Source organism: Pelagicoccus sp. SDUM812003, assembly GCF_031127815.1.
In the GTDB taxonomy this organism is placed as follows: Bacteria; Verrucomicrobiota; Verrucomicrobiia; order Opitutales; family Opitutaceae; genus Pelagicoccus.
The window spans coordinates 35,182-55,000 of the sequence record NZ_JARXHY010000012.1 but is presented as its reverse complement, the minus strand read 5'-3'; the positions used below and the strand labels follow the sequence as shown (position 1 = coordinate 55,000).

The 19,819-nt window shown below is 58.4% G+C and carries 13 protein-coding genes; 6 read left to right on the top strand and 7 right to left on the bottom strand.

The window, feature by feature from the left end; all coding sequences use genetic code 11:
• Window positions 1-84: 84 nt before the first annotated feature.
• From rdgB to QEH54_RS15865, 3 genes are all read right to left on the bottom strand, one after another.
• A complete protein-coding gene (gene rdgB / locus QEH54_RS15875; RefSeq protein ID WP_309019689.1) occupies window positions 85-690 on the bottom strand; it encodes an RdgB/HAM1 family non-canonical purine NTP pyrophosphatase in 606 nt (201 codons plus the stop codon).
• Entirely contained in the window at window positions 665-1,798 is a 1,134-nt protein-coding gene (gene ribD, locus QEH54_RS15870) for a bifunctional diaminohydroxyphosphoribosylaminopyrimidine deaminase/5-amino-6-(5-phosphoribosylamino)uracil reductase RibD (protein WP_309019797.1), read from the bottom strand. Before ribD ends, rdgB begins: the two co-directional genes overlap by 26 nt.
• An 87-nt stretch (window positions 1,799-1,885) precedes the next feature.
• On the bottom strand, window positions 1,886-2,554 hold the full coding sequence (locus QEH54_RS15865) for an MBL fold metallo-hydrolase (RefSeq protein ID WP_309019688.1): 669 nt from the start codon (window positions 2,552-2,554) through the stop codon (window positions 1,886-1,888).
• A 179-nt stretch (window positions 2,555-2,733) separates the two neighbouring features.
• Here QEH54_RS15865 and QEH54_RS15860 point away from each other — a divergent pair, with 179 nt between their 5' ends.
• The 5 genes from QEH54_RS15860 (at window position 2,734) to QEH54_RS15840 (ending at window position 11,466) form a co-directional block, all read left to right on the top strand.
• The gene (locus QEH54_RS15860) at window positions 2,734-6,597 is read left to right on the top strand and encodes a two-component regulator propeller domain-containing protein (protein ID WP_309019687.1); all 3,864 of its coding nucleotides are present in this window, start codon (window positions 2,734-2,736) and stop codon (window positions 6,595-6,597) included.
• A gap of 79 nt (window positions 6,598-6,676) precedes the next feature.
• Complete coding sequence (gene leuB, locus QEH54_RS15855; protein WP_309019686.1) at window positions 6,677-7,774, top strand: 3-isopropylmalate dehydrogenase; 1,098 nt, start codon at window positions 6,677-6,679, stop codon at window positions 7,772-7,774.
• A 24-nt stretch (window positions 7,775-7,798) separates the two neighbouring features.
• Window positions 7,799-8,185: a GxxExxY protein gene (locus QEH54_RS15850; protein ID WP_309019685.1), complete on the top strand. Its 387-nt coding sequence runs from the start codon at window positions 7,799-7,801 to the stop codon at window positions 8,183-8,185.
• An 81-nt stretch (window positions 8,186-8,266) separates the two neighbouring features.
• Window positions 8,267-10,921 carry an alanine--tRNA ligase gene (gene alaS, locus QEH54_RS15845; protein WP_309019684.1) on the top strand — a complete coding sequence of 885 codons (2,655 nt, stop codon included), beginning with the start codon at window positions 8,267-8,269 and terminating at the stop codon, window positions 10,919-10,921.
• Window positions 10,922-11,034: 113 nt separating this feature from the next.
• Complete coding sequence (locus QEH54_RS15840) at window positions 11,035-11,466, top strand: transposase (RefSeq protein WP_309019683.1); 432 nt, start codon at window positions 11,035-11,037, stop codon at window positions 11,464-11,466.
• A 90-nt stretch (window positions 11,467-11,556) separates the two neighbouring features.
• Here QEH54_RS15840 and QEH54_RS15835 read toward each other — a convergent pair whose 3' ends face one another.
• On the bottom strand, window positions 11,557-12,327 hold the full coding sequence (locus QEH54_RS15835; protein ID WP_309019682.1) for an AMP nucleosidase: 771 nt from the start codon (window positions 12,325-12,327) through the stop codon (window positions 11,557-11,559).
• A gap of 108 nt (window positions 12,328-12,435) precedes the next feature.
• Between QEH54_RS15835 and QEH54_RS15830 the strand changes: the two genes are divergently transcribed.
• The gene (locus QEH54_RS15830; protein ID WP_309019681.1) at window positions 12,436-13,143 is read left to right on the top strand and encodes a hypothetical protein; all 708 of its coding nucleotides are present in this window, start codon (window positions 12,436-12,438) and stop codon (window positions 13,141-13,143) included.
• 56 nt (window positions 13,144-13,199) lie between these two features.
• Here the strand turns inward: QEH54_RS15830 and QEH54_RS15825 are convergent, their stop codons facing one another.
• The 3 genes from QEH54_RS15825 to QEH54_RS15815 are packed head-to-tail and all read right to left on the bottom strand — an operon-like array spanning window position 13,200 to window position 19,686.
• Window positions 13,200-14,789: a hypothetical protein gene (locus QEH54_RS15825; protein WP_309019680.1), complete on the bottom strand. Its 1,590-nt coding sequence runs from the start codon at window positions 14,787-14,789 to the stop codon at window positions 13,200-13,202.
• Window positions 14,790-14,812: 23 nt separating this feature from the next.
• Entirely contained in the window at window positions 14,813-17,371 is a 2,559-nt protein-coding gene (locus tag QEH54_RS15820) for a hypothetical protein (protein ID WP_309019679.1), read from the bottom strand.
• Window positions 17,368-19,686, bottom strand: a complete 2,319-nt coding sequence (locus QEH54_RS15815) for a hypothetical protein (protein ID WP_309019678.1) — start codon at window positions 19,684-19,686, stop codon at window positions 17,368-17,370. The genes QEH54_RS15820 and QEH54_RS15815 overlap by 4 nt, the downstream gene beginning before the upstream one ends.
• Window positions 19,687-19,819 lie beyond the last annotated feature (133 nt).

Below are 19,819 nucleotides of genomic sequence, written 5' to 3'. Positions count from 1 at the left end.
TATCTTTCAAAAACGCTTCACAAATTCCACCCCAGATCGCTAGGGATACGTCCTCATCAAGTGGATACAAAGCGGAAAAACTCCCTAGCCAGCTCGCGAGCGGATCCAGTCGACGAGCTGGCGCATGGCCTTGCCACGATGGCTGAGGGCCTGCTTTTCGGCGGAGCTGATTTCTGCGAAGGTCTTGTCGAAACCGTCGGGTACGAAAATGGGATCGTAGCCGAAACCGCCTTCGCCTGCCGGGGCGCTAATGATCCTGCCATGGCACGCTCCTTCGAACACTTGCTCCTCGCCGCTGGGCGAGACCAAAGCCAGGTGGCAGCGAAAGCTTGCGGATCGATCGGCGTCCTCGACGTCCTTGAGCATTTCCAGCAGTTTCTCCAGGTTGTCGCGGTCGCTGGCGCCTTCGCCTGCGTAGCGAGCGGAGTAGACGCCGGGAGCCCCGTTGAGGATCTCGACCGCCAACCCGCTGTCATCGGCGAGCGCCCAATCCTCCGCGGGCAGCATGGCCGCCAGAGCGCGGGCCTTCTTAAGGGCGTTGCCTGAGAAGGAATCCTGATCTTCCACCACATTCGGCATGCCCCCGACCGCGGCCGGCGTATGGACCTCCACAGCCAGGTTCGCCGCGGCCAGCATAGCTTGCAGCTCCTCGATCTTGTGAAGGTTACCCGTGGCCAAATACAGTTTCATCGACGTCTAAGCGAGCTGGATACGAGACGAAGCCGCGCATCAGTTGGTCGTTTCCGAAAACCTCGTGACGCACCTTGTCGAGGCGGATGGCTTGGGAGAGCTTTTCCACGCGGATGCCGCGATAGACGGACTTCGCCTTGTCGTCGCCTAGGAGGATGGGAGCCCGGTAGTTGAAATGGTAGTCGAGCTCTCGCATGTGCAGCAGCTCGCTCACCAAGCGGCTGCCTCCTTCGAAATAGACGCCTGTGATGCCGACATCGAAACACCGTTTTCTGAATACGGAAAACGGAACGCGCATGTTCTCGGCAGGCAGCACCCAGACCGTCACGCCCTCCGTCTCCAATCTTCGGATATAGCCGGTTCCGGCCGCGTCGGTGGTGACCACGATGGTATTGTCTCGATAATCGTCCGTGTAGATGCTCGGCAGGTAGCGTTCCATGGCGGTGCGCAGGAGACCGTCGAAGACGAAGCGCATGCCGCACCACTCCTCCTGGCCGTCGATGCGACTAGTCAGGCGAGGGTCATCCTCGACCAAGGTGCCCGCTCCCACTGCGATGGAGGGAAACAGTCGGCGCCACAGCATCACGTTTTGGCGAGCCTCCTCGCCAGTGATCCACTTCGATTCGCCGCTTCGGCAGGCGATCTTGCCGTCGATGGTGGTGGCGGACTTGGCGGCAAAGATGGGCATGCGCTCGCGCACCCAGTGATTGAAAATCAAGTTCAGGTCCTCGCACTCGTCGATGAGCACGCGGCGCTCGACCTTGACGCCGCCCTCCTTCAGGGCGTCGGCCCCTTTGTTGGCGTGGTCCGGCACTGGATCGCTGGCTCCGATGACCACGTAGCGAATGCCGGCGTCGATGATGGTTTTCACGCCGGACTCCAAGCGGTTGGTGGACGGACCCGGCTCCAATGTCAGAAACAAGGCCGCGTCAGGCTTGGGTTTTCTGCCCAGGGTTTCCAGCAGTCGCCCTTCCAAACCGCTGGAGCTCGGGTGCTCCACGGCAGCTCGGGCGACGATCTTGCCCTCCTCCACGAGGACGGTTCCGATCATCGCCTGCGGATGAGTTCGGCCCCATCCTAGTCGCGCCTCCGCCAAGGCGGCGCGCATAAAAGTCTCTTTTTCCGACTGGGTCATGCTGAGGAATCTTGGCTAACGCGTTCACATAGAACGCATATTGGCCGATCACGCAATGCCCTATTGCGCCGAGACGTAGGGGTTGTACTTCTTTTCTTCGCCAACCGTGGTGCTCGGCCCATGCCCTGGAAGCACCGTAACCTCCTCTGGCAAGGTATAGATACGCTCTCGGATGGAGCGTTCCAGCTCATTGAAATCCCCTCCCGGCAAGTCCGTACGCCCTATGCTGCCAGCGAACAAGGCGTCTCCCACGAAAGCCAGTTCGAGCGATTCGAAATAGAACAAGACGTTGCCCGGGCAATGTCCAGGCACGTGCCTGACCTCGCAATCGAGCCCTAGAATCTGCAGGACGTCTCCCTGCTTGACCCAGTGATCGATCTGAAAACCGACCAGCTCGATCGACTCCGGATAGGCGTAGGGACGCATCATCTCGGGCGTTTCGAACATCTTGCGATCCGCTTGATGGCCGTAGAGCGGGACGCCTTTTTCCGCGATCTTGGCAGCGTCTCCGATGTGGTCGTAGTGGCCATGGGTCAGCAGCAGGGCCTTCAGCTCGCAGCCGTCCTCCTTGAGCGCGGTCTGAATCTCGTCCCACGCGAAATGGGGAGCGTCGATCAGGACCGCTTCCCCTCGGGAGGGATCGGAGAGCAGAAAAGCGTTGGTCTGGATGTGTCCGGTCGGGTAGGCCCTAAGCTTGTAGTTCATGGGCTTGACTACAACAGCTAGCATGACCGCTTGGTCCAGCCTTAAGCCCGGCCAAGGGCCACTTTCAGGCGAGGTCCCAAGGCTGCGGCAAGAATGTCAGGCAAACGCTTCGGCGTTTTTGACAAATCCGCGGCATGCAGCCAATACTAAGCTACCGCCCTCCCTCCCGCTACGGCGCATTCCCTTAAATCCCACTCAAGAAAATGTTAGCTATCGCGATCGCGTCCCTGGCCCTCAGCAGTTTGGTCGCCCAGCAGTCACCTCCTACCGATCTAGGAGCCCATCCCGCGGAGCAATCGGGCGTCCCGGACGAATTTGACGAATTGCGCTTTTCGCGCTCGCGCTCCGAAGGCCGCGTGGCCTTCAGCTACATCCAGGACATCCTCATGGACGAGCTCGGTTTCATGTGGTTCGCGACCAAGCAAGGCCTCTACCGCTACGACGGCTTTCGAGCCAAGGAGTTCCGCAACGACCCCGCGCGTCCGAACAGCCTGGCGAACGATTCAGCGCACGCCCTAGCCTTCGACCTCCAAGGCAGCATGTGGATAGGCACCAGCGACGGCGTCAGCCGCTACCTGCCGGAAACGGAGTCGTTTCGCAACTACCTCAAAGGCGAGGCCTGGCCTGACAAAACCAAGAGCAATCGGGTGAACGCGTTCGTAGTGGACAGCGAAGGCCGACTGATCGCCCCTACCGAGTCCGGCTACCTCTTCCGCTACGATCCGTCTGCGGACACGTTCGTTCAGCTCAACCTCACCCCGTTCGGCTATATAAAATCGATCGATCTGGACCCCAAGGACCGAATCTGGGTCGGCGATCACTTGGGCATCATCCGCTTCGATCCAAAGAAGAACGAGGTGGTGCGATTCCGAAACGAGCTCGGCAAGAAAGCTGGCCTGACAAACGATTTCATAAACGCCATCCACTATCTCGACGATCGCCGTGTCTGGGTCGGGACGAGCGGCCATGGAGTGGCGATTCTGGACAGCGTCGACGGCGTCTTGAGGCAGATGACCTCCTTTTTGACGGGGGACAACTACGTAGCCGATATCGACCAGTTGGCCGATGGGAAGATGGTCGCTGTCACCGGCGGGAGCGTTCTCGTCTACTCCGACGCAGGCCAGCTGATTCATCGCATCGGCTCGGACTCGGGAAACGGAGACATCCCGTACGCCGGGCTTACTCGCTTCTACCAGGATCCTCAAGGCACCTACTGGATCGGCAGCCAGTTCGACGGCGCCCGCTATTCGGCCCCGAGGAAGCCCTTCCAGCACTTCGCCCACCACCTGCGCAACCCGCAGGCCAAGCCCTTCGCCCCGGTCAGCGCCGCGCTGAAGGACCGGCAAGGGAGGCTCTGGGTCGGCGACGCCCGATCCGGGCTGGAGGTATTTCCAGAGGACGGCGCTGCCTTTCGCCGCTACCAGAGCGATGAGTCGGATCCCGACGCCTTCACGGACCAGCCCGTCCTGAAGCTGTTCGAGGACTCGCGCGGTTGGATCTGGGTCGGAACCTTTCGCGGCGGTCTCTTTCGCTATCTGCCGGAAAGCGACCGCTTCCAGCGCTACCTTACCGATCCGCAGAATCCCGACTCCATCGCCAGCCAGGATATTCGCGACTTCGCCGAGGACGAAAAGGGGAACCTTTGGATCAACACCCACGGGGGCGGCATCGACTACCTGGACATCGCCACCGGGACGTTCCAGCATCTCAAATCGGATCCCTACCGGCCTGAAACCACCCTGATCAGCGATTGGGCGAACGCCATCGCCTACGATCCTAAAACGAAGTTTCTCTGGATCGGCGCCCAGGTCGGGCTTTCCCGGTACGACACGCAGAAGCAAGTCTTTCGCAACTACCGACCGGACGATGGTCGAAACGACAGCCTCTCGAACGCCGTGGTCAAGGACATCGCCATCGACAGTCGGGGCCGCGTCTGGATCGGTACCGAAAACGGGCTCAACCGCTACCTTCCGGAAACGGATGGCTTCCAGGTCTTCGGCACCTCCGCCGGGCTTCCCAATCGCAGCGTGGAATCCATCGTGGAGGACGACTCCGGCCAGCTCTGGGTGGGCACCTGGCAAGGCTTGGCTCGCTTCGATCCAGACTCCGGCGAAATGGCGAGCTTCGACCAATCCGACGGTCTGGCGTCGCACGAGTTTTTCACCGGCTCCGTTCAGCGGGCTCCCGATGGCGAGCTGTTTTTTGGCACGCTTCAGGGCATCGTGCATTTCGATCCGAGCCGCATCGTGGAAGACACTACGCCACCGAAAGTGACGATCACCGGTCTGCAGGTCTTCAATCAGCCTTTGCCCATCGATCCGAATTCGAGCCGTCCGGGCGTCCTGCGTCGAAGCGTTCTCCACAGCGACCGAGTTCGACTCAGGCACAACCAAAAGTCGCTCACCTTCGAATTCGCCGGACTCAGCTACCACCGCTCCTCCAAAAACCGCTACAGCTACCGTCTCGAAGGCTTCGAGCAAAATTGGAGCCCACCGGTGGAAGCCCGCTCCGTCACCTATACCAACCTTTTCCCGGGAGACTACACCTTCCATGTTCGCGCCTCCAATTCCGATGGGTACTGGAATCAGGAAGGAGCCCAGCTTAGCATAAGCGTGCTGCCGCCCTTCTGGCAGACGGGATGGTTTCTCGCTCTCGCTCTGATATCTCTCGTCGCTATCCCGACCCTGCTGATCTACCTGCGCATCTCGAAGATCAAGCGAAGCCGGCGCGAGCTGGAGATCGCAGTAGCCGAGCGCACTCGGGAATTGGACAAGGCCAACAAGAAACTGGAAACCGCGTACAACCAGATCCTCGCCTACCAGAACCATCTGGAGGACACGGTGCGCGAACGCACTCGGGAGCTGGAGGTGGCCAAAAGCGCCGCCGAGCGCAGCGACCGGCTCAAATCGGCGTTTCTGGCCAACATGTCCCACGAAATCCGCACCCCGATGAACGCCATCGTGGGCTTTCTACACTTTTTCGACAATGAGTCGCTCCCCGCCGAAGAGAGGAAACGCCTCATCGCGATCGTGAACCAGAGCAGCGAGACCCTGCTCGCTCTGATCGACGACATTCTCGATCTTTCGACCATCGAAGCAGGAGAGGCGGAAATCGACCTCCAACCCATCGATTTGCGAGAGCTGTGCGATCAGCTCTACTCGCTCTTCCGATCATCAGCCAAAACCAAGAGCAACAGTCAGCTCAGCCTCGAATACGACGATCGCAACGCCCCGAGCCGGTCGAATTTCAGCGTGATGCTCGATCCCCTGCGCCTTCGCCAAATCCTCTCCAACCTGCTCACCAACGCCATCAAGTTCACCGAGGACGGCTCCATCACGCTTAGCTGTCGCTTCGAACCTTGCGAGGAAGCGAATCGGACACAAGTGGTCTTCGAGGTACGCGACACCGGGATCGGCATCCCCGAGAATCAGCTGGCCGATATCTTCAAGCGGTTTCACAAGGTGGAAAACGATCGCCAGAAGCTCTACCGCGGCACCGGTCTAGGCCTCACCATATCGCAGAAGCTGACCGAGCTCATGGGAGGCCGCATTTCGGCTAGCTCCAAGATCGGGCAAGGCACGACCTTCACCATCAAGCTTCCCTGCGATTGGTCGCCCGCCGAGCAAGGCGTTTCCCAACCTACCTCGGAGACGGACAACCCATTCGACAAGGCTCCCGATCTGGAGGGCTACACCGCGCTGATCGCGGAGGACGAAACCCCGAACTTCGAGTACATCAGCCACGTGCTGGCTCCCACCGGCATCAAGCTGCTCCGGGCCTCCGACGGCCAGGAAACCCTGGACCTGCTCGCTCGCCATTCGGTGGACGTCCTGGTGCTCGACTTGAAAATGCCGGTGATGAACGGATACGAAGCCGCTCGGCTCGCTCGGGAACGATTCCCCAATCTGCCGATCATCGTGCAATCCGCCTACGCGATGAAGGAGGAGATCAATCGTTCGCTCGCCGCCGGAGCCGACGCCCATCTGTGCAAGCCCTTCACCCCCGACCAACTGCTTCAGGCGATCGACAAGCAACTCCGCTCGCGCTCCTACGGATCGTCACGCTAAACCCCGCCTCAGGCCCGCCTTCGCATCCGCCAAATTTTCGCTTTAAAATCCAGCGTTTTCCCTCTCAATGGCCCCCTTCATGAAAACGCTCAAATTCGCAGTTCTCCCCGGTGACTACATCGGTCCGGAAGTTATGACCGTCGCTCTCGACGTCCTCAAGGCCGCCACCGAGCCCGCCGGCATCGCTCTCGACTACACCGAAGCCCACGTCGGCGGAGCCGGCATCGACAACGAAGGCAAGGCCCTTCCCGACTCCACCGTCAAGATCTGCGAAGACGCCGACGCCATCCTCTTCGGCTCCATTGGCGGCCCCAAGTGGGAAAACCTCCCTCCGGCCGAGCAGCCCGAGCGCGCCGCCCTGCTGCCCATCAGAAAACACTTCTCACTCTTCGCCAACCTCCGCCCAGGCCTCCTCTACAAGGAACTCACCGACGCCTCCCCGCTAAAAACCGAGCGCATCCCCGAAGGCATCGACATCGTCTGCGTGCGCGAGCTCACCGGCGGCATCTACTTCGGCCCCAAGCGCACCGAAGAGCTCCCCGATGGCGACATCCAAGCCACCGACGAGATGGTCTACAAGAAGTCCGAGATCGAACGCATCCTCGACGTGGCCATCGCCTCCGCAAAGTCCCGCTCCGGCAGGATCTGCTCCGTCGACAAGGCCAACGTGCTCACCACTTCCGTGCTCTGGCGCAAGACCGCTACCGAGTACATCAAGGCCAAGGCCCCGGAGCTTCAGCTCACCCACATGTACGTGGACAACGCCGCCATGCAACTCGCCCGCGATCCGAACCAATTCGACGTCATCGTGACCGAAAACATGTTCGGCGACATCCTTTCGGATGAAATGGGCATCGTTTGCGGCAGCCTCGGCATGCTCTCCTCCGCCTCCCTCGGCACCGGCAAGAATCGCCTCGGTCTCCCCTTCGGTCTCTACGAGCCATCCGGAGGCACCGCTCCCGACATCGCAGGCAAAGGCATCGCCAACCCCTGCGCCCAGATCCTCAGCGCCGCCCTCATGCTCCGCTACAGCTTCGGCGAAGAAGAAATCGCGCAAAAGATCGAAAAGGCCGTCAAGCAAGCCGTCATGGACGGCCAACGCACCGGCGACATCGCCTTCGGCAAACCCAGCATCGGCACCAAAGAAATGGCCGCCGCCATCATCGAAAGACTGTAGAAAGTTCGCCCACGAATCGCTCGAATGAGCACGAATCAAGAAGTCCTGTTTGCCGACGAGTGTTACAAGCTCGTCGGCGCGGCCTTCGAGGTTTACAACGAACTCGGTTCAGAGTTTCTAGAACAAGTCTACCAAGAAGCATACGAGTTCGAGCTCAACTCCAATTCGATTCCTTTCGTATCCCAGCCACCACTACACATCACCTACAAGGGACACACTCTCAACAAAGAGTACTTCGCCGACCTCATCGCCTATCACGAAATCCTTATCGAGCTCAAAGCCATCGAAAAGCTCACAAAACGCGAAGAATCCCAAATCCTAAACTACCTCAGAGCGTCCAATCTCCGTCTCGGTATTCTCATAAACTTCGGCCACGATCAAAAACTAGAATGGAAACGAATCATAAGATAGAATCCTTCGATCAGAAGGATTCAGGCTCTCAAAAAGATTCGTGAAATTCGTGGGCAAAAAACAAATACGGCACATCCTAGCATGACCTCCGACCAACTACGTCAGTCCTTCCTCGACTTTTTCAAGTCCAAGCAGCACGCCATCGTGCCCTCCGCTTCCCTCATGCCGGACGCGCCGAACCTGCTCTTCACCAACGCAGGCATGAACCAGTTCGTGCCCTACTTCCTGGGCGAACGTGAAACGCCCAATCCCCGCATCGCCGACACCCAGAAGTGCATCCGCGCCGGCGGCAAGCACAACGACCTGGAAGACGTCGGCCTCGACACCTACCACCACACCTTCTTCGAGATGCTGGGCAACTGGTCCATCGGCGACTACTTCAAAAAGGAAGCCATCGAGTGGGCTTGGGAACTGATCACCGAAGTCTGGAGATTCCCTGTCAACCGCCTCTACGCCTCCGTCTATCAGCCGGGCGAAGGCGATCCCGCCTCCTTTGACCAGGAAGCCTACGACTTCTGGAAAGCTATCTTCGAAAAGGCCGGCCTCGATCCTGAAGTCCACATCGTCTACGGCAACAAGAAGGATAACTTCTGGATGATGGGCGACACCGGTCCCTGCGGCCCCTGCTCCGAGCTCCACGTCGACCTCACTCCTGCCGGCGATACAAAAGGCTCACTCGTCAACGCCGACTCCCCCTACTGCATCGAGATCTGGAATCTGGTCTTCATCCAGTTCAACGCCACGCCCGAAGGCGACTTCGTTCCCCTCAAAGCTCAGCACATCGACACCGGCATGGGCTTCGAACGCGTGGCCGGCATCCTCGCTACCACCAAGAACTTCACCGACTTCTCGTCTCCACCGTCCAACTACAACTCGGATCTCTTCACCACCCTGTTCGATCACCTCACCGAGCTGTCCGGACACAAGTACGCCGCCACCATGCCTGAGGACGTCGACAACGTCTCCGAGCTGGAAATGAAGGACGTCATCTTCCGCGTGCTCGCCGACCACGCTCGTTGCCTTTCCTGCGCTATCGCCGACGGAATTCTCCCGGGCAATGAAGGACGCAACTACGTTCTGCGCCGCATCCTCCGTCGCGCCGTCATGTACGGACGCAAGCTCGGCCTCGAAAACGGATTCTTCTCCGGCCTCGTCCCCGTTGTAGTGGCTCAGCTAGGACACGTCTTCCCCGAGCTGAAAAAGCAAAAGGACGTCATCCAGAAGATCATCAAGTCCGAAGAAGACGCCTTCGGCCGCACCCTCGACCGCGGCATCCAGCTCTTCGAAAAGATCGCCAGCGACGAAGGCAAGATCTCCGGCAACAACGCCTTCACCCTCTACGACACCTACGGCTTCCCGCTCGACCTCACCGAGCTCATGGCTAAGCAAAAGGGCATCAGCGTCGACACCAACGGCTTCGAAGCCGAGATGGAAAAACAGCGCCAGCGTGCTCGCGCTTCCCAGAAGAAAACCGATATCCTCGTCGCGGACTCCGACGCCCCTGCTGAAGCCACCAAGTTCATCGGCTTCGAAACCCTGGCCGACGAAGCCGAACTCATCGACATCGTCAAAGGCGAAGACGACTCCGCGTATCTCGTTTTCAACCACACTCCTTTTTACGCTGAAATGGGCGGCCAGGTTGGCGACTCGGGCGAAATCAATTTCGACGAACTCCACTTCGACGTCCTCGACACCATCAAGGACCCCAACGGCCGCCACCTGCACAAGGTCTCGGGCGACGTTTCCGCCCTCGCCATCGGCAGCGAAGCCAACCTCATCGTAGACCACTCCCGCCGCCGCGGCATCGAGCGCCACCACAGCGCCACCCACATTCTTCATTGGGCCCTGCGCAAAGTCCTCGGCGACCACGTGCACCAAGCCGGTTCCTACGTCGACGAGCAACGTCTGCGCTTCGATTTCTCCCACTTCGAAGCCATCAAGCCCGATCAGCTGGCCGAGATCGAACGCCTCTGCAACCAGCGCATCCTCGCTAACAGCAAGGTCAAGTGGTTCGAAACGCCGTTCGATGAAAAGCCGGAAAACGTCATCGCCTTCTTCGGCGAAAAGTACGGCAACATCGTGCGCGTGGTCGACATCGGCGGCTTCTCGGTCGAGCTCTGCGGCGGCACCCACGTCCGCGCCACCGGCGAAATCGGACTCCTCAAGGTGGCGAGCGAAGCGGGCATCGCCGCCGGCACCCGCCGTATCGAGGCGATATCCGGGAACAGCCTGTATTCACATCTCAACGACGTCGAGTCCACCCTCGCCGCCGCTTCAAAGCTCCTTTCCGCTCCCACCGCCGAGCTGGTAAAAAAGATCGACACCGTTCTGGCCCGCAATGCGGAACTGGAAAAGAAGTTCAAGAGCTTTCAGCAAAAAGCCGCTGGCAACCTGGCCGACGAGCTCCTCCTGTCCGCCAAGGAAAGTAACGGTCTCAAGTTGGTGACCGCCAAGGTGGAAGCCAGCGATCCCAATGCTTTGCGCCAGCTTGGAGCCAACCTCATCGGCAAGCTCGGCGAAGGCGTGGTGGTGCTGGGAGCCGAAGTCAAAGGCAAGGTCAGCGTAGTGGCATTCTCATCACAAGAAGCCATCAAGGCGGGCCACAAAGCAGGCGATATCATCCGCGACCTCACCGCCAAGCTCGACGGCCGCGGCGGAGGCAAACCCGACTTCGCCATGGGCGGCGCCGCCAACGTGTCCGCCCTGGAAGAAACGCTCAAAGCGTTCCCCTGGTAGGGCGTGACCGCCGGGCACGCCGCGCCAAGCCGATCATCTTTCCCAACTCTCCACTCTTAGATCTAATCCGAATTAACCAACCGTCGCGGTCCGCCCGGCGGTCGGACCCTACCATGTTACCCGAACGCAAACGTCTTCCGCATACCCCTCCTCCATGGGTGCCGGATGACGCCGTCTACTTCATCACAATCAATTGCGCAAAACGGTATGCCAACACCCTAGCGCATTCAACACTCGCAAACGCGCTCTTCGACACGGTCATCTATCGCGAGAAGCTCCTCCAGTGGAACGTCGATCTAATGCTTCTCATGCCGGACCACTTGCATGCTTTCATTGCCTTCTCGCAGTTTCAGTCGATAACCAAAACGATATCCGATTGGAAGCAATACACCTCCAAGAAGCTCGGTATCAACTGGCAATCCAACTTCTTCGACCACCGCATCCGCAATCAAGCCGAACTCGACGAAAAGTGGAGTTACGTATTGAATAACCCAGTACGAGCCGGCCTCTGCAATACCCCCGAAGACTGGCCCTACAAACGGTAGGGCGTGACCGCCGGGCACGCCGCGCCGGACGATTGAGAAAATTACAGTATGGACAGAGTTTCGCGGCACGCCCGGCGGTCGTGCCCTACCCTAGAACTTCAGGTGTTTGATGGTCTCGCCTTTGTTGATCAGCTGCTCGAGGGCTTTGATGCCGATGTCCAGGTGCTTCTCCACGTAGGATTGGTCTACCGTGCGGTCGCTGGCGCCGGTTTTTATCCCTTCCGGCAGCATGGGCTGATCCGATACCAGCAGCAGAGCGCCCGAGGGGATTTCGTTGGCGAAGCTGGCCACGAAAATGGTCGCGGTTTCCATGTCCACCGCGATGGCCCGCGTCTTTCTGAGATACTCTCTGAAACGCTCGTCATGCTCCCAGACGCGTCGATTGGTGGTGTAAACCGTGCCCGTCCAGTAGTCGAAGCCGTTGTCGCGAATGGTGGTGGAAATCGCCTTCTGCAAGGCGAAAGCGGGAAGAGCGGGCACCTCTGGCGGCATGTAGTCGGAACTCGTCCCTTCCCCGCGAATCGCCGCGATGGGTAGCACAAACGAGCCTACATTCGCCACGTGCTTGAGCCCGCCGCATTTTCCCAGAAACAGGGCGGCCTTTGGTTTCACCGCGGTGAGCAGGTCGATGATGGTAGCTGCGGACGGGCTGCCGATACCGAAGTTTACCAGACTGATGCGACCTGCGGTGACGCACTGCATAGGCTTGCCCGCTCCTTTGATCTCCACTCCGAAACGTTCGGCGAAGAGCTCCAGATACTGGTCGAAATTGCATAGCAGGATGTAGTCTCCAAACGCCTTTAGCTCCGTTCCGGTGTAGCGAGGCAGCCAGTCCTCCACGATCTCCTTCTTGCTATTCATTGACTATGCAAAGCCCAGCTGAGGATTCGGTTCAACAGGAAAAGCGGCGGACGTCTAACCGCATTCCAAGATTGGAATTCACCAAGCGATCACGCTACCCTCCGGGATATGAGCGAATCAGAGGTATCGAACCAGCAGCCAGATCTGGTGCAGAGCAGAGCGTCTCGCATCCACAAATACGCGGTGATCTTGATTCAAGCGATCATGACCCTTGAGCTCGCGGTCGTTCTGCTTCGAGGGCAGTGGTTCACCGCTTTTCTGGTCATCGCCATTATGTTAGCGACCATGTCTCCTATCATCCTAGGCCGACGCTTCCAAGTCTACATCCCTCCGGAATTCCAGCTCATGGCGATTGGTTTCGTCTTCGCCGCTCTCTTCCTGGGCGAGCTTCGCCAATTCTATGTTCGTATCTGGTGGTGGGATATCGCTCTACACACCACCTCGGGCTTCCTGCTCGGCATCCTGGGCTTTCTTCTGGTCTATTTGCTCAACGAGAATGCGAGGATCGAACTCACCATGCGACCGCGCTTCGTGGCCTTCTTCGCTTTTGTCTTCGCCGTGGCGATCGGCGCCGTCTGGGAAATCTTCGAATTCACCATGGACCAGGTTTTCGGCACGCAAATGCAAAAGCCGATGTTCAACGACCCGTCCGGCCTCACCGACACCATGTGGGATCTCATCGTGGATACCCTGGGAGCCCTGATCATCAGTCTGCTAGGCTGGTGGTACATGAGGCGCCGGAAACGCTCCTTTATCGAAAGCGGAATCCGAACCTTCATCGAGCGCAACCCCCGCTTCTTCAGGCGTCCTCAGTAGAAATCAGGCCCGGACCGTCCGGGTTTGAGCGAAACTGATAATCGAACTCGCCACGGCTAGCCGTGACTGCGAAACCCTATTTTTCGCACTTTCAACTCATCGACGTAGACCGCAAGGCCGCGAGCGTTGTCATTGATGGCTGGCATGAGGCTATGGGCCGGCAACGATTTTAGAGCGCTACATTTCCCGCTATTCGCTTCGGGATGCGTCATGCCGGTGGCGACTGCTGAGAGGATAGAGGCACGACTGGCGTTTTTGTAGAATTCGCTGTCCAAACGGAAGGCCGGCTTCGCATGGTGTTCGCTGAAGACCTCATCCATCTTGTACCAAAGATAGATGTAGAATTTCAGGGCCTGGCGAACCGCTCGGTCTCCACGAGGCGCTCGCATGAGCCAGACGTCGAACTTGTCGTGCAACTGCAATTTGGTCTTGAGCGCTTTGAGACCGTTTTTCGCCAGCAACTCATTTACTAGGAAGCCATTTTCGTCGCGGATCGCCGCGCAGTGAAAACCGGATTTCCCAAACGCGCCCTTCCAATGGCTCACCTTGCGCGGAGTCGGCGCATGCCCATCCTGGACCGAAAGTCCGGAAATCTCGGCGATGCCAAAGGTTTCGGGAACCGGAAAATGAAGTTCCCCTGCTCCATCGCGGGCAGGAATAACTCCGTTGTCCATGTGATACCCACCAAACTTCCAGATACAGTAGAGCGACCAGATGTTTTTTGCATTCACGCGTTCGCGAACGGTGCTCCCCGCTCGGGTGGATTTCGATAAAATCGAGGCGACGCAGCTGTCCAGCTGGTTGTAATCCGGCTTCTGCATTTGCGGCCCGGAATCAAGCTGTCCTCCAGGTAAGAGATCATCTGGGCAGAAGACGTCGACCGTCCTCGGTAAAACCTGCTTGTAGTGGCGAACGTGTGACAATTCGCAACAGAACTTGACGCGAGGCGGAAACGGATCTGCGAAGCCCGAAGTCGCAATTTTGTCCGGCCCCATGGTGTCCGGATGCTGCCCGGCCTGATTCGCTTGGGGCGGTGGTCCGAACCAAGTGAAGAACAAGTCGACCACTGTGACGAGATAGGTGTGCCACTGCTCGATCGCTTCGCTCGGGCCGTAGTTGCTATCCATATACCGACCAAACCAATAGAAGGCCTCTGTGACGTCGACCGTGCTGAGTCCAACCGCCGGATCGAAGAGGTGGACCTGGTCTTCCTCCACGACTGCCGCCATGGCGAAAAGGCGTGTACTTCCGCCCTTCTTGCGAACTTTGAAAGTGATGATTCGCACGCGACTCGAGGCGGTGACGACGCGTTTCAGGGCTTTCTTGGCTTCCGAACCGTGTAAGCTGGTCCGACTCCCTGGCTCCGCTAGGATGGACATGAAATACTCGCCCCAACCTCCATGTTCCAGCTTCCAGTGACCCGCGGTTGGAACTCCCAGCCCTCGCCAGCCAGCGAATAGATCCTGCTGATTTTGCGGAATGTTTGCCAGGGCGGCATTGGTCTTATTCCGCTGGGACGCGGTCCAGCTCACGCTGGGTCGCCCGCTCTTTTCCAGGCAGCGTATCAGCCAAGCGCTTACAGATCCTATCTGCTTCTGGTAGGTGTCGTATCTCTGATCGCGTAAACTAAAAATCCGTCGAGCCATGGCAATATCTCCTCTTGTTTCTTTTAGAGCGCCATGAGACCGGCTTCGGATGCCAGCCCTAGGAGAGCTTCCGGGTTGATCGCTCCCCCTTCGCCCAAGGCGTTGTTTAGGGCTCCCATGGTGGAGGGATCCAGTTTTCCACTACCGATCAGATTGGTCACTTCGGGCAGCAGCTGCTCGATATGATCGATGTACTCCGAGATATTTTTATGGGCGAGTTCCTGGGCGTTGGCGCTTCCATCCTTCGCCGCTTTCTGGCCAGCTTCGAGCAGATCTTTGATCACTCCCGATCCGCTCATATCGCGAAACGCGGAGGCCGCGATGACGTTCGCCATCTCGTGCCCAGGACCAGGCGGAGCAGTCGGCAAGGCCTCCGTTCGGACGACCGGATCGCCGAGCGCGCCTGGATTGGCTTGGGCTCTCGCCGCATGGCGCTGCTGGGTGAGCTTGCGAATGGCGGTCGGCTGAATCGGAATCGTATCCTTGTCCCAATGCCAGTAGCGGGTGATGTCCAGTTTCTCCGCCGCATTCGCTCGACCCAGTACCGCCTCCGCGAAGACGCCTCCGGTAGGCAGAACATGTGTATCCAATGCGGCATCACTGAAGTCATCGAGGTAACGTTTGGAAAATTCCTTTTCCGCGGCGACGCCCGCTTTGTCGTCTGGAAAGCCCCAACGGAATCCGACGTAGGTCCCGATGATGGCCATGGGCTTCGGATTCACCGTGTCGATGAGCGAGAAGCCTTGATGACCGCGGCCCGCCAGAATTGCCTCGACCGACGAGGGATCGAACTGAGCCCAAATGGCTTGATTGAATTCCAGTTTTCGAGCGTTTAGCCGCGACTTGAGATCTTCGCTTTTCGTTTCTGATCCGGCGATCGCTGCGGCGTGTAACCTCTGGGCTTCCTCAAACGTTTCCTTGGCTGCGACCAGTTGTTCTCTGGCGGTGGTGACCGCCTTCTTTTCTGCGATAAGCCGAGACTTCACTTTTGAGTGGACCGTTTCAGCCGCTGTTAACGTCCGGCGGGCCGATTGCGCTGCTGTCTTCAGGTTAGCGCTCTGAGCCACAAGGGCCGCTTGCGCGTTCGTGATGGCGAGTTCTAGGCTTTTGTTTTTAGCCATTTGGGTTTCAATCGCCGCTTCTTCCGCACGGACCTTTGCCAGAGTGGGACGGATCGATCCGGCTATGCCGCTAAACGCTGAATTTTCGAAGAAAGACTCGACTTCCGAGATCGAGTGAAACGTTTGCATCCCCGGGATCCTGAATCGGTTGACTTCATCGAGAGCCTTCTGAATCGACCGATCGAGCTGCTGTTTGGATTTTCTCGTTTCTCTTTGGCTCTTCGCGAGCTGATCCTTCTCCGATCGAAGTTCCACTTGCCTGCGTTCGATCGTATCCAATTCTTGGAGCAACTCGGAAAGTTTGGTATTCGCATCGTCAAGGGTCCTCTGCGAGCGAGGAAGCTCCGTTTCCAAACGGCTCACGTTCCCCTTGGCTCTTTCAAGATTCGTAGTCGATGCTTGAATACTTCTTTTCGCTAAGCTGACTTTGGTGAGGTGGGACTCGATCTGTTTTTCACTCTGTTCCTGAGTCAGCCCGAAATGGAGAATGGCTTCGGCCAAGACTGGCATGCCCATGGCGAAAGCTGCCTTCGAGAGCGGCTTTGAGAAGTCCCTCACAGTTTCATCATCGAACGTCATCACCTGCATGGGCAGAAATAGACAGCGCTCAGCTTTCACTGGCCGGGTCGCTAGCTCATACACTTGCAGCACCTCGAAGTACTGCATGTTGAGCGAGTGCATGTGATTGTAGTTTGCCACCACTCGCGTCTTAAATTGCTCGGTCTGAGTTTCGGAAACTTCCTGCACCAGCGTGGCCTTGCGAGATCGCGTATTGGCCGCGTGTTGAGCGGTCTTTTCTCTGATCTTCTGCAACGAATCCGCGCTGGCGTTTCGAGAGCCTGTGCTCCAGTTCGCGCTGGTAGCGATCCCGGAATTGGCAGATGCCGAAGCGCTGCCCCCGAGAAAACCCAGCACGCCGCCGATGCCTCCATCCACTTGGGTATTGGAAGAGAGGGTCGACGAACCACCGGCAGTGACCTCACTCTCGACTGCTTGAGTCACTTCATGGGACATGCGATCGCGACTGGCGGACTTTGAAGCGTCTTCCGCCTCATCCACATCCTCGGATGTTCCAGCTCGAGTGCCTCGCTCCCAATCGACCATGGCCACTTGAGTGACCTCTCCCGGCGCTAAGCTAAGCGAGTGCAACAAGCGCCCGAGCGAGAGTCCTTTCATGCGCCACGCTTGCTCGTAGCGCAAGATGACGCCAACCGCCGGACCACCGATCAACGGAGCGGATGGATCGACCTGCAAGAGATCGACAGGCTGGTCCAGCTCCGCCGTTTGCTCGGCCTGCGGATCGACTTCCGTAATGGTCAGCGTCTCGTAGACCTTCACGTGCGACAGTGGCAAATCCACGTTGGGGGCAAATCGGTCGCCGCTTTCTTTCTCCTGTCTGCGAGCACGGGCGAAGTGCTTGTCGACGGCGTTTTGCCAAGTGTTTGATCGTGCGGCGCTCATGGATTCGAGGGGTTCGGGGCTGGAGTGCTGTCGGTTGTTTCCTCCGGTTCAAAAACGACATCGAGTTCTTCGTCGCCCCCGCTGTCCTCGCTCGTTTCCTCTGTCTTATCGGCGACGCCGAGGGCGGATTCTTCCGAGTTTAGGACGCCACCAGCGATGGTCGGGTCGAGATCCTTCTGCTTCGTGGCGTCCAAAACCGATGAAGCAACCGCTCGTTGCAGGGAAAGGAATTTCTTGTAGTTCTCGCTGGCGAGTCGCCCTGCCTCGCTGGCGCCTGCGGAAGATAGCTCGAGGGCCGATTTCGCGAGGGCGGCGGTCGTCTCCTTGCCGCTCATGTCGCGGAAAAGATCGGGATTCGACAAGGCCGCAGTTATGGAAGGAATACCAGAGGCGACTTGAGGGAACGAAATCGGGCCCGGGTCGACTTTCGAATCTGGCACGCTGGCGGGCGAGGCCGTCTGCAGCGTATCCAGTTTTTGCTGTCCCAGCGGACCGATCTCAGCGGGCATGATTGGTGGGAGAGCGTCTTTCCAGTTCCAGAATCGGGTGAGATCGATCTTTTCGGAAGCGTTCGATTCGCCAAGTACTGCTTCGCCGAATACGCCGCCCGTAGAAAGCGCTACGCTGTCTTCGAGCTCAACGCTGCTGAGGTATTGCTTTTCAAACGTGGTCGCCGCGTCGTCGTCAGCAAAGCGCCAGCGAAAGCCCAGATAGTTACCCGAGACGGCGACCGGATTGGGATCGACAGTATCTCCCAAGGATTCGCCCCGGGCTACTCGACCACGAAGAAACGCCGAGGTCGTACTCGGAGCCAGGCGAAGCCAAAGCCCTTGGTTGAGGGCGACGCGATGCTCGTCCATCAATTCGCACATTTCCTTGAAACTAATGCTCTCCGCCGCTTCTGTATCCGCTTCGACACGACGTTCGCGCTGAAGCCTTGCCCTTAGTTCATCGATGTTTTTCTTGATCGTTTCAATCTTCTGCTCTGCCGCGATCTTCTCCGCCTTCGCAGTCGAGAGTTCACGCTGAAGCCTCGCTCGCGCCGCCAAGCCGATGTCGCCTGCTTCCCGCAAGGAATCCCGTGCTTCAAGAACGCGATCTTCGGCAGCGATTCTGATCTTACGCTCCTCAGTGAGATCGGCCCGCGTATCCTTTAGTTTGTTCTCTAGTCTTTGTATGTTGGATACCGCTCCTGCCTCTTCCAGCTTTTCACGTTCGAGGTCGACATCGACAATTACCTCTTCCGCGCTAAGCACGGCGCCTTCATCACCGGCTGACACCGTGAGATTAGTCGGTGCACTCGGGACCTGGCGTTTCGTTTTTTCCCGAGCCGCCTTCGCCTGTTCCTTCTCGAATTTCCAGCCCTCCGCTTGGATCTTCGCCGCCAAGCGATCTAGGCCCAAGTCGCGAGTCGCCTCAATGAGGGGCTTCTCATAGCGAAGAATCGCGGCTTTGGTTTCCGATTCATTGAGAAAATCGATTTGGCGGATCGGCAAAAAGATGAGCCGTTCCGCGCTGGTGACACGCGTCCGAAGCCGGTATACCTGATCGACCTCGAAGTACTGCATCGTCAAGGCGTGCATGTGGTTGTAGTTAGCCACCACCCGCGATTCGAGAGACAAGCTATCCGACTCCGATACTTCACGGATGGACGCGGTGTGACGGGCCCGGGCCAGTCTCGCCTCCACCTGAGCGCGTTGGTGCAACGACTGGCTAGACTGATCGGCAACGGATCGATTCCCGGTACTGACGCTGGCTTGGTTGCTCGCCGCGAGATTCGACCCTCCACCCGCTGAGACGCCCAGGCCCCCAAGCAAACCGCCAACCCCAGCCTCGCTCGACATGCTGCTACTGGAAGCGACCGAACTTCCCGATTGCGAATCTTTGGTCTTGGCGTCTTCCGACTCGTGCAACGAACTCGTGGAGTCGCTGCTTTGGGCGAGGTTTTCCTGTTGCAGCCCTTTATCGACCGAGTTTTCCAATACGCTCCTTGTTCGGTTGCTGACTGCGATTTGCGTGATTTCTCCCGGAGCAAGACAAACGCTGTGCAAAAGCGGGCCGAGGGCCGTGCCTTGTATGATCCAACTCTGTTCGTGCGTTAGTAGCACGCCTTCTGCGGGCAGGCCCGTCGAAAAGGAACCAGGTCTCGGGGCGGGAATCGATCCTTCAATCGGCCTCAGTTCGAGCGGCTGTCCGCCATCGGCTGAAGGCGGCACACGCATGCGAGTGATAGAAGCAGTTTGATAAAATCGCGAAGAGGACACAGGAAGGTCACCCATACGCGGCACCAGATAGTCAGGTGTTCCATCGCTCATGGCACAAGAGGAGGTTGAATTGGAGACAGGCGGGAAACGGCGACATTATCGATAGGGCATTCTACCCATCATGCCAGCAGAAATGGTTCTTTTTCTACCATTAGGAATATACATGTAGGTCATTTGCCTTGCG

Bases quoted from the DNA above. Each gene is read 5' to 3' on its own strand.
- QEH54_RS15825 (WP_309019680.1), bottom strand. From the start codon at position 14,789: ATGGCTCGACGGATTTTTAGTTTACGCGATCAGAGATACGACACCTAC.
- QEH54_RS15815 (WP_309019678.1), bottom strand. From the start codon at position 19,686: ATGAGCGATGGAACACCTGACTATCTGGTGCCGCGTATGGGTGACCTT.
- QEH54_RS15830 (WP_309019681.1), top strand. From the start codon at position 12,436: ATGAGCGAATCAGAGGTATCGAACCAGCAGCCAGATCTGGTGCAGAGC.
- QEH54_RS15850 (WP_309019685.1), top strand. From the start codon at position 7,799: ATGAGCACGAATCAAGAAGTCCTGTTTGCCGACGAGTGTTACAAGCTC.
- leuB (WP_309019686.1), top strand. From the start codon at position 6,677: ATGAAAACGCTCAAATTCGCAGTTCTCCCCGGTGACTACATCGGTCCG.
- QEH54_RS15865 (WP_309019688.1), bottom strand. From the start codon at position 2,554: ATGCTAGCTGTTGTAGTCAAGCCCATGAACTACAAGCTTAGGGCCTAC.
- QEH54_RS15860 (WP_309019687.1), top strand. From the start codon at position 2,734: ATGTTAGCTATCGCGATCGCGTCCCTGGCCCTCAGCAGTTTGGTCGCC.
- ribD (WP_309019797.1), bottom strand. From the start codon at position 1,798: ATGCGCGCCGCCTTGGCGGAGGCGCGACTAGGATGGGGCCGAACTCAT.
- QEH54_RS15820 (WP_309019679.1), bottom strand. From the start codon at position 17,371: ATGAGCGCCGCACGATCAAACACTTGGCAAAACGCCGTCGACAAGCAC.
- QEH54_RS15835 (WP_309019682.1), bottom strand. From the start codon at position 12,327: ATGAATAGCAAGAAGGAGATCGTGGAGGACTGGCTGCCTCGCTACACC.
- QEH54_RS15840 (WP_309019683.1), top strand. From the start codon at position 11,035: ATGTTACCCGAACGCAAACGTCTTCCGCATACCCCTCCTCCATGGGTG.
- rdgB (WP_309019689.1), bottom strand. From the start codon at position 690: ATGAAACTGTATTTGGCCACGGGTAACCTTCACAAGATCGAGGAGCTG.
- alaS (WP_309019684.1), top strand. From the start codon at position 8,267: ATGACCTCCGACCAACTACGTCAGTCCTTCCTCGACTTTTTCAAGTCC.